Origin of the sequence: Brevundimonas sp., from assembly GCF_036399195.1 — a bacterium.
Classification (GTDB): domain Bacteria; phylum Pseudomonadota; class Alphaproteobacteria; order Caulobacterales; family Caulobacteraceae; genus Brevundimonas.
The window spans coordinates 1-8,649 of record NZ_DASWNO010000167.1; the positions used below are offsets into that span (position 1 = coordinate 1).

General features: G+C 70.6%; 6 protein-coding genes and 1 tRNA gene. 4 read left to right on the forward strand and 3 right to left on the reverse strand.

The features are described 5' to 3' along the window. The 3 genes from VGB60_RS07840 to VGB60_RS07850 form a co-directional block, all read right to left on the reverse strand. Window positions 1-563, reverse strand: a 563-nt coding sequence (locus tag VGB60_RS07840; protein ID WP_331037712.1) for a hypothetical protein, incomplete at its 3' end; no start/stop codon positions are given. Next, a complete protein-coding gene (locus VGB60_RS07845) occupies window positions 560-901 on the reverse strand; it encodes a hypothetical protein (RefSeq protein WP_331037713.1) in 342 nt (113 codons plus the stop codon). The genes VGB60_RS07845 and VGB60_RS07840, both read right to left, overlap by 4 nt. A gap of 63 nt (window positions 902-964) precedes the next feature. Then, window positions 965-1,041, reverse strand: a tRNA-Lys gene (locus VGB60_RS07850). A gap of 108 nt (window positions 1,042-1,149) precedes the next feature. Here VGB60_RS07850 and VGB60_RS07855 point away from each other — a divergent pair. From VGB60_RS07855 to VGB60_RS07870, 4 genes are all read left to right on the forward strand, one after another. After that, window positions 1,150-2,232: a CaiB/BaiF CoA-transferase family protein gene (locus VGB60_RS07855; protein WP_331037714.1), complete on the forward strand. Its 1,083-nt coding sequence runs from the start codon at window positions 1,150-1,152 to the stop codon at window positions 2,230-2,232. Window positions 2,233-2,368: 136 nt separating this feature from the next. Further along, a complete protein-coding gene (locus tag VGB60_RS07860; protein ID WP_331037715.1) occupies window positions 2,369-2,623 on the forward strand; it encodes a hypothetical protein in 255 nt (84 codons plus the stop codon). A gap of 72 nt (window positions 2,624-2,695) precedes the next feature. Continuing rightward, a complete protein-coding gene (locus VGB60_RS07865) occupies window positions 2,696-4,486 on the forward strand; it encodes an autotransporter assembly complex family protein (RefSeq protein WP_331037716.1) in 1,791 nt (596 codons plus the stop codon). After that, window positions 4,483-8,649 (forward strand): translocation/assembly module TamB domain-containing protein (locus tag VGB60_RS07870; protein ID WP_331037717.1); only part of this gene is annotated, 4,167 nt, incomplete at its 3' end. The genes VGB60_RS07865 and VGB60_RS07870, both read left to right, overlap by 4 nt.

Here is an 8,649-nt window from a genome sequence, read left to right on the forward strand (position 1 = left end):
GACGGCGCGGCGGGCGGCGCGCAGTTCCGCTGCATCCCCGTGCCTTTCAGGAAGGCGCGGCGAAGAAGCCCCGATTGCACCGCGGACTGCACGCGCCGGCTATGCCGCTCAGCTCCAGTGAGCAGGCGAACCCAGCTGCGCCCCGGGATGAAGTCGGTGCTCGCGTCGCGGACGGCGTCGAGCGCCAGTTCCGCCGCGGCGGCGGCGGCCAGCTCGCTTCTGGAACCGCGGGGCGGAGGCGGCTCGGCCGTATCGGGCCCCAAGGCGTCGTCGAGCCGCGCCACCTCGGCTGCGATAGCCCCGCAGCGGCCCATGCCGCGCAGGTCGTAGGGATTGGCGGCGGCATGCAGCAAGACCGGCGGTATCTGCTCGCGCCGCAGGTTGAAATCCTCGAGCGGCGTCATGGCCGCCGCGCCGAACCCAGCCCCGAATTGGCGCGCCCCGCCCATGGCCGTTCGGGCGGTGGCGCAGCCTGACACGGTCAGCAGGATCGCGGACGCCGCGAGCACCACGCGAGCCCGTCCGCAGCACTGCTGATCATTCACCCCCGGCGGCGCCCTCATTCGCCCTCGGACGAGCCCGTCTGCAGCCGCCGCTGGTTCGCCTCGCGCGTCTTGGCGCCCTGCTGCTGCGCCACCTCTGTCCGGTGAGGACGGTTCAGGTTGGTCCGGCCTTGCTGGACATCGTCCGCGCCCAGGGCGTCGCCCTCGTCCATGAAGTCAGCGATCTCGCCCGCGGCCGGTGGGGCCAGGGTCGAGTCGGCGACGTCGGCGGCGGCGTAGCTGCGCGGCTCGGACCGGTCAGGGCCGTCGCCATCCGGCTGTTTGGCGTTCTTGCTCGAGGGGTCCGTGGCGGCGTTCTGCGCCGCGGCGACGGAGGATTCGACGTTTTGATGGGGCATGTCGCGGTCCTTTCGCTGTCTTTCGACAACCCGGAGCGCGGCGCTGTTGTTCCCGGAAGGGGGTGGTACGTCCTCTCGGGCTCGAACCGAGGACCCTCTGATTAAAAGTCAGATGCTCTAACCAACTGAGCTAAGGACGCGCACCGGCGGATCGCGCTCGCGACCCGGCGACGCGCCTTCTGTTGCAATCCGGGGCGCGGGTCAAGCGTCCGGTCGACGTAAGCGCCCGATCCGGCTAGGCAACGGGCATGAAACCGCTGTCCGGCCTGCGCATCCTGGAGTTCGACGGACTGGGGCCGGTGACCTTCGCCGGGATGATGCTGGCGGACATGGGCGCGGAGGTGTTGCGGCTGACGCGGGCGCCCGGGGCCGGCGCGGCGGTGTTCGAGGACGTGGGCGGCGAAATCCTGCACCGGGGTCGTCAGTCGGTCCCCGTCAATCTCAAGGATCCGGCCGATCTGGCCGGGGTGGTTGCGTTGGTCGCCTCAGCCGACGCCCTGATCGAGGGCTTTCGCCCGGGCGTGATGGAGCGGCTCGGCCTCGGCCCCGATGCCTGCGCCGAGCGGAATCCGCGGCTGGTCTATGGCCGCATCACGGGATGGGGGCAGACCGGGCCGAAGGCCTCCGAGGTCGGCCATGACATCAACTACATCGCGCTGAGCGGCGCCCTGTCGACCTTCGGCGAGCCGGACCGGCCGCCCCGTCCGCCCCTGAACCTGGTGGGCGACTATGGCGGCGGCGCGATGATGCTGGTGACAGGCGTGCTAGCGGCGCTGTTGTCCGCGAAGCACACCGGGCAGGGTCAGGTCGTCGACGCGGCGATGACGGACGGCTCGTCGATGCTGATGAGCCTATTCCGCGCCCTTTCCGCGAGGGGGCTGTGGACCGAGGACCGGGGGGCCAACCTGCTGGACGGCGGCGCGCCCTTCTATCGCTGCTACACCTGCCGTGACGGCGGGTTCGTGGCGGTCGGGTCGCTTGAGCCGCAGTTCTACGCCGCCCTGCTCAACGGGCTCGACATCCCGCCCGAAGAGGCTCCGCAGTACGACCGCGCGGCCTGGCCGGCGCTGCACCGCCGTTTCGAGGTGCTGTTCGCCACCCGGGATCGCGACGACTGGTCGGCCGCTTTCGAGGGATCGGACGCTTGCGTGACCCCTGTTCTGTCCCTCGCCGAAGCCCCGAGGCATCCGCACAACATGGCGCGCGGCGCCTTCCTGAGCGGAGAGGCGCCGCAGCCTGCCCCCGCTCCCGGTTTCAACCGCTCTCTCGTCGAGGCCGCGACGCCGCCCGGACCCCTTGGGCTCGAAGAGGCGATCGCCCTCTGGGGCTGAGCCGGAGGCGCCCGCCAGCCGCCCGCCGGCTGTTGGTGGCCAAGCCTGCGCCGAGGGTGACCCGCGCCGCTTTCGGCGGTATGGAACAGCGGAGCCGGTTGGACGTTGCAAGTCCGATCCGGGGGAGACCACGCCTATGAATCGACTGTTTGCTTGCCTCGCTCTGACAGGAGCTTTTGCGCTCGCCGCTTGCGACGAGCCGGACGCCTATGAAGAGCGCGAAACAGCCGAAGTCGTGGTCGAGGATGCGGCCGCGCCCGCCGCGGAGGACGCCGCCGCGCCGGTCGCCGCGCCCAGCGCCGTCGATACGCCGCCGGCGGACACGCTTCCCGGGGAAAAGCGCACGTCCGAGGAATCCGTCAAACCCGAGAGCGAGACCCTCTTCTACTGATCGGGACCCCGACCGATGGCGCACCGGCGGACACCCGGACGGCGACCGCCCTGCCCTGACGAAGGATCCCGATTGACGACCCGGCCCGCCCTGTTCCTCGCCACCACGGCGAGCCTCGCCCTTCTCGCTTCCGCCGCACATGCAGACCCGCGCGCTGAAATCCGGGGCGAGATGGACGGCGAGCTGCGTGCGTTGCTGGTCCGCGCCATCGGCGAAGTCGACGACCCGCCGTCAAACCGGTTCGAGGCGAGGCGCCGCGCCCGCGGCGCCATGGAAGCGGCGGAAGCTCTGCTGCGGTCGGAGGGCTATTATCAGTCGACGCTCGAGGACGTGGTCGAGGGCGAGGAGACGCCGGTCGCGATCGTCAATGTGACGCCCGGTCGGCGTTTCGTTCTCGCCAATCCGGACATCCAGTGGACCCCTCCTGCGCCTGATCCAGAAGCGGAAATCGCAGCCGATCAGGAAGTCGCGATCAAGCAGGAACAGCCGGGCCGGGCCGCCGAGGTCATCGCCGCCGAAGGCCGCGCCGTCGCGGTTCTGACGCGCCGCGGCTATGCCGACGCGGCGGCCGAGCCCAGACGGGTCGTGGTCGATCACGCGACCTTCACCGTACAGCCCAACTATCGGATCAATTCCGGAGCGCTGGTCCGCCTGGACGGCGTGCGGCTGGAGACGCAGGGGGCGACCAATCCCGATTGGGTCGCCGGGCTTGCGCCCTGGAGCGAGGGCGAGGTCTATGATCCCGAAGACGTGGCCGAACTGGAGCGGCGGCTGCTCGAGACCGGTGTCTACGATGGCGTCGGCGTCGCGCTGGCGCCGCGCGACCAGACGCTTGAGAACGGCAACCGTCCGATCATCGTCACCCTGACCGACCGGCCCCGGCGCATCCTTGAGGCGGGGGCGACCTTCTCCACGGCCGAGGGGTCGGGCGTGGACCTGATCTGGACCTGGCACAACCGCTTCGGGCGCGCCGACACCCTGGTGTTCCAGGCGCGCGCCGCGGACGTGGACAGCCGCCTGGGCGCCAATCTGAGCCTGCCGCACTGGCGGCGGCCCGGTGAGACCCTGCGCCTGTCGGCCGCCGTCCTGAACGAGGACACCGACGCCTATCGCCGGACGGCGCTGGCGCTGTCGGCCGACCTGCAGCAGCGGATCGGCAAGACCTCCTACATCAGCTACGGCGTCGGCCTCGACGCCGGCCAGTACGACGAAAACCGCTTCGATCCGGTCACGCAGGCCCCGCTCGATATCCAGCGCAACCTCGTCATCCTGACGGGTCGGGGCAGCGCCTACCTGGACCGATCCAACGACCCGCTGGATCCGACCACGGGTTACCGTTTCACCGTCTCGGCCCAGCCCACCGCCGTGGCGGGTGAGGATACTGTCTTCTTCCTGCGGACCGAGGCGCAGGTCACGGCCTATCTGCCGCTCCAGGACAACGCCAAGACGGTCATCGCCGGCCGCGCCCGGCTGGGAACGATCCTCGGCGGCGAGGAGCTGACGATCCCGTCGGACCGCCTGTTCTATTCCGGCGGCGGCGGGTCGGTGCGCGGCTTCGAATATCAGGGCGTCGGCCCTCGCCTACCCGACAACACGCCACGCGGCGGGCTGAGCCTGATCGAAGGGTCCGTAGAGGTTCGCCGCGACGTGTGGCGCAATTTCCAGGCCGTCGCCTTCGTGGACGCCGGCGCCGTCGGGTTCGAGGAGACGCCGGATCTGGGCAACCTGCGCTACGGCGTGGGCGTGGGCGTTCGGTACAAGCTGCCGTTCGGGCCAATCCGGGCCGACATCGCCTTCCCTCTCGACCGGCGGCCGGGCGACGCCGACTTCCAGATCTACGTCAGCATCGGACAGGCGTTTTGACCGCCGAGCCGCCCCCCGAGCCGCCCACCGAAGCGGCGGAGACGCCGGCCAAGGCCGAGCGGCGCAAGCGCACGCGACTGCAGGCGATCGCCTTTTTCGGCGGTCTGGGACTGGCCATTCTCGCCGCCCTTGTGGTGGTCGCGCTCGTCGGTGGACGGATGTATCTGCTGTCCGGGCCGGGCCGGGATCTGGTCACCAGCTTCGTGGCCGGCAAGAAGCTTGGCCGCTATGGGCGGATCAACGTCGAAGGCGTGCGCGGAGACCTGTTCGACGACTTCACCATCGACCGGGTCACGGTCACGGACGTGGACGGAGTGTGGCTGGAGGCGCGACGGGTGCGCGTCGACTGGGACTGGTGGCCGCTCGTCACCCGCCGCTTTCACGCCACCAATGTCGAAGCGCAGGTCGTGCGCCTGATACGCCGCCCCAAGGTCGAGGCCTCGACCACGCCGCCCGGAGCCCAGCCCCTCTCGGTCGACATCGACCGCTTCTCCACGGATGTGGAACTGCTGGAGGGCTTCAGTCAGGAGTACGGCCGCTGGCGTCTGACGGGCGAGGCCAACGCGCCGCGTCGGGGCGCGAAATCCGTTCTGGTCAACGCCGCCAGCAACAGCCGCCCCGGCGACTATCTGCGCGTCAACGCCACGCTGGGGGAGGAGATCACCGATCTTCGCCTGAACCTGCGCGCCAATGAGGCGCAGGGCGGGCCCATCGCTGGGGCCCTCGGCTACTCCCCCGACCAGCCCTTCTACGCCACGGCCGTCGTCAACGGCTCCGTCATCGACGCAATGGTCCGGACCGGCGACTTCGTCCCGCTGGTGATCAAGGGCCGCTATGGCGACGAGCGAACCCGAATCTCCGGCTTCATCGACTTCTCCGGCTCGGACCTGCTGCAACCGTTCGCCGAACGGGTCGGACGTACGGCCAAATTCGGCCTGGCGACCGTGCCAGACAGCGACGACGACGGACTGCAAGGCCTCGGCTGGAGGCTGATCTCCGACAACCTGAACGCCAGCGCCAGCGGCGACATCCGTCTGAGCGATCGGGGCAGCCCGGGCATCGATATCGACGTCACCACCCGCTCGCTCACCCGGCTGGTCGGACGGCCCGCCGGAGGAGCCGGGGCCTACAAGGGTCGGTTCAGCGGAACGCCGGTGAACTGGACGCTGAACGGGTCGGTCGATCTGGTGAATGCGGAAGTGTCCAGCTACCGCGCCGGGCGCCTCAGAGGTCCGTTGAATGCGGCCATGCGCCTGGGACGGCTGGACCTCGACGGCGACATCCGCGTGGCCGGCGGATCCAACGCCGGGATTGTCGGCGGCCTGCTTGGGTCGACACCCCGCGTGACGTTCGAGGCGGCCCGCCTGAGCGACGGAGCCATCCTGCTGGAGCGGATCAACGCGACCGGCCGCGCCCTGACCTTGTCCGGCTCAGGCGGCCGGAGCCTGACCGGCGGCCTCGGCTTCCGGGGCGACATCCAGATCATCGACGCCTCGCGGATACGACCCGGCGCCAAGGGCGCGTTCGGCGGCCGGCTTACGGCGGCCATGGCGCGGACCGGCCAGCCTTGGCGCCTCACCTTCGACGGGCGCGGCCGGAGGCTGGCGACGGGACAGCCGGAGCTGGACCGTCTTCTCGGCCCGACGCCGCGCCTGCGCCTGACCGGGGCGCTCAACCAGGGCCGGATCGAGGTCGAGCAGGCCGCCCTGACAGGGGCCCAAGGCAGCGCCAACGCGCGGGGGCTAATCGAAGGCGATGGACGGCTGCGGCTTGCCCTGAATTGGAACGCGCGCGGCCCCTTCGGCGTCGGCCCCGTGGAGATAGACGGGGCGATGACGGGCAACGGCGCCTTGACCGGAACCTTGGCGCAGCCGCGGGCCGATCTGCGGGCCCGGTTCGGCCGGATCGCAGCCGGGGCGCTGGTGCTGACCGACGCGGACATGATCCTGAGCTTCCGCAAGGGCGCGGATTCGTCCGACGGCCGCATCGCGGTGACGGCAGGATCCAACTACGGCCCGGCGCGGGCCGCCGGGGCCTTCTTCCTCGGCGGCGACCGCATCCGCCTGACCGACCTCGATGTCAACGCGGGCGGCGTCGCCGCGCAGGGGGCGATCACGCTCTCGAACAACTTCCCCTCAAGCGCCGACCTGACCTTCACGGCGCGGCCCGGGGCCTTCCTCGCCTCCGGCACCGCGGAGGGCCGCATTCGCCTGACCGACGGTGACGGAGCCGAGACCGCTATCCTGGACGTGACGGGGCGCAATGTGCGGCTGGTCGGATCGAGCTGGGTGATCCGGACGCTGGACCTGAACGGCCGCGGAACCCTGGCGCGCCTGCCCTTCACCCTGACGACGGACATCGGCGGCGCCACGCCGATCTCGTTCACCGGCGGCGGCGTCTACTCCCGCCAGGGCAGCGGTCAGTCGGTTCTGCTCGAAGGTTCGGGCCGGGTGCGGGAAGTCGCCTTCACGACGCGCAACCCCGCGGTGATCGCCCTCAACGGCGACGGGCGGGTCGTCCGCGTCGATCTGGGGCTCGGCGGCGGCGTGCTCACCGGCGAACTGCGGCAGGACTCCCGCGCGGCGGTCATCGACGCAAACCTGAGCCGTGTTGATCTCGGCGCGCTAGCGCCCGACCTGCGCGGCGCGGTCACGGGCCAACTGTCGCTGCGCGGCGCCGGCGACGACCTGTCCGGCTCGGCGAACCTGGCGTTTGACGGCATCCGCAGCGTGGACGCGCCGCGCGGCCTTGCGGTCGACGGCACGCTTGAAGCCGTGTTGGCCAACGACCGTCTGAGGATTCAGGCGCGCGCGGTGGATACCGACGCCGTCCAGGCGACGGCTGACGTAACCCTGCCCGTAGAGGCCTCCGCCGCCCCGCTCCGTCTGGCGATCGTCCGGACCCGCCCCATGTCAGGCGACATCTCCATCCAGGGCCAGATTCAGCCGATCTGGGACCTTCTGGCGGGCGGCGAACGATCGCTGTCGGGTCAGGTGAATGGCCGCGCCACGCTCGCCGGCACGCTCGCCGATCCGCGCATCAACGGACGCCTGGACCTGCAGCAGGGAGCCTTCCGTGACAGCGCCACCGGTCTGCGGCTCGAGAACGTGACGCTCGCCAGCCGTTTCGACGACACCACCGGGGTGATCGAGACCTTCAGCGCGACCGACGGCGCGCGCGGTTCGGTGACCGGCGATGGCCGCATCGGCCTGAGGGAAGGTTCGGGCTCCAGCTTCCAGCTGCTGCTCAACCGCTTCCGGATCATCGACAACGACCTGGCCGAGGCCACGGCGTCGGGGCCCCTGACCGTCACCCGCGCCACGGACGGCAACATCATGCTGGCCGGCCGGATGGACATCGACGAGGCGCGGATCGAGGCCAATCCGCCCGGCTCCAACGGCATCGTCCGAATGGAGGTCGTCGAAATCAACAAGCCGGGCGGCGATGCGCCCGAGCTCGAAGAGCGGCGCGCGCGGGGTCTGCAGATCGGCCTCGACATCGCCCTGAACTCACCGGGTGGAGACGTCCGGGTCGTCGGCCGCGGGCTGAACGTCGAGATGGACGTCAACGCCCGCGTCCGCGGCACGATCAGCCAGCCGATCCTGACGGGGACGGCGCGCGTGGTTCGCGGCGACTACGACTTCGCGGGCAAGCGTTTCGTCTTCGACGAGCGGGGAACGGTCACCCTGTCGACCAACCCGGAGCAGATCCGCCTGAACCTGCAGGCGACCCGCGAGGATCCGGCCCTGACCGCGACCATCCGTGTGACGGGCACGGCAGCGCGGCCGGAGATCGCACTGACCTCGACGCCCGCGCTGCCTCAGGACGAAATCCTGTCGCAGGTGCTGTTCGGACGCTCGGCGTCCCAGCTGTCCGGGTTCGAGGCGGCGCAACTGGCGGCCGGCGTGGCGGCGCTGGCGGGCGGCGGGGGCTTCGACGTGATCGGCAACCTGCGCGAACTGGCCGGTCTGGACCGGCTGTCCTTCGGGGGCGAGGCTTCGGGCCTGACGGTCGCCGGCGGGCGCTACATCACCGACGACGTCTATCTGGAGATCATCGGCGGCGGCGAGAACGGCGCGGCCGTGAACGTCGAATGGCAGGTGCGTCGCAACCTGACGGTCAGCTCGAAGTTCGGGGGTCAGGGCGAGGCCAGCCTGTCGATC

Bases quoted from the DNA above. Each gene is read 5' to 3' on its own strand.
- VGB60_RS07860 (WP_331037715.1), top strand. From the start codon at position 2,369: ATGAATCGACTGTTTGCTTGCCTCGCTCTGACAGGAGCTTTTGCGCTC.
- VGB60_RS07845 (WP_331037713.1), bottom strand. From the start codon at position 901: ATGCCCCATCAAAACGTCGAATCCTCCGTCGCCGCGGCGCAGAACGCC.
- VGB60_RS07855 (WP_331037714.1), top strand. From the start codon at position 1,150: ATGAAACCGCTGTCCGGCCTGCGCATCCTGGAGTTCGACGGACTGGGG.